Source organism: Oleiphilus sp. HI0061, assembly GCF_001635675.1.
The window spans coordinates 1-921 of the sequence record NZ_LWFE01000527.1 but is presented as its reverse complement, the minus strand read 5'-3'; the positions used below and the strand labels follow the sequence as shown (position 1 = coordinate 921).

General features: G+C 45.9%; 3 protein-coding genes. 2 read left to right on the top strand and 1 reads right to left on the bottom strand.

Annotation, left to right across the window (positions count from 1 at the left end; translation table 11 throughout):
• The coding region (locus tag A3735_RS30430) for a hypothetical protein (protein WP_197485724.1) at positions 1-195 on the top strand (195 nt) is incomplete at its 5' end.
• 29 nt (positions 196-224) lie between these two features.
• Here the strand turns inward: A3735_RS30430 and A3735_RS06935 are convergent.
• On the bottom strand, positions 225-695 hold the full coding sequence (locus tag A3735_RS06935) for an HD-GYP domain-containing protein (protein ID WP_082907151.1): 471 nt from the start codon (positions 693-695) through the stop codon (positions 225-227).
• Between the two features lie 23 nt (positions 696-718).
• On the opposite strand from A3735_RS06935, the gene A3735_RS06930 reads away from it, so the two are divergent.
• The coding region (locus tag A3735_RS06930; RefSeq protein WP_197485723.1) for a TonB-dependent receptor plug domain-containing protein at positions 719-921 on the top strand (203 nt) is incomplete at its 3' end.

The following is a 921-nucleotide window of genomic DNA, read 5'->3' as shown; positions in this document are numbered from 1 at the left end:
GCCAACGATTCAATTTTAGTTGATAACGAAATGAAGCCAATGCTAGCTGCACCGCTAAAACAAATGACCTTCGAAGATAGAGCGTCGTTTACTCGTTCTGATGCAGCCAAACAAGACAAGGCAATGGCGACAATCATTGTTGCATCCGGTCTCGCTACTCTATCGATACTACTAGGCTTTGCCTTAGCATTCTAAGCGTAAAACCTAGTATCGTATGCGCATGCCTAATCGGCATGCGCCTCTTGAATTTTCATTAGCTCTTCTTGGGTATCGAGTAATAAATCAACCAAACGCGGCTCGAACTTAGTGCCTTTCATCTCTTTGAAGAAGTTTAATGTCTCGTCTATAGACCTAGCTTGTTTATAGCATCGACGATTCACCAGCGCATCGAACACATCTGCCACCGAAGCAATTCGCGCAAAGATATGAATATCTTCACCCGCAATACCGTTTGGATAGCCTGAACCGTCCCAGTTCTCGTGATGCCCACCTGCAATGAGCGCGCCCGCTCGCAAGACCTCTAAGTCAGACGTCGAAAGTATATCGTAACCGATCTGGGCATGAGACTGCATAACCTCCCACTCTTGAGGTGTTAGCTTACCAGGCTTGTTAAGGATATGATCAGGGATAGCGATCTTCCCAATATCATGTAGTGGTGCCGCTTTATACATTACCTCATTATCTCGATCACACAGTCCAAATGTCCATTCAGGACTTAATGAACCTCAAAGTAACTGTTGCATCAGTATTTGAAGAGTCAGAGCTGGACGCAGCGTCTAGCGTATCTCTTCTGACCGAAAATGACTGGCAAAAAACAGGAGCAAAACGCTTAAGTGATGTGCTGGAAAGTGTTCCTTCCGTGGCAAGTTACCCTACTTGGGGTGGTGCCGAAGCAATAGCAATTCGCGGCTTCACTACAGA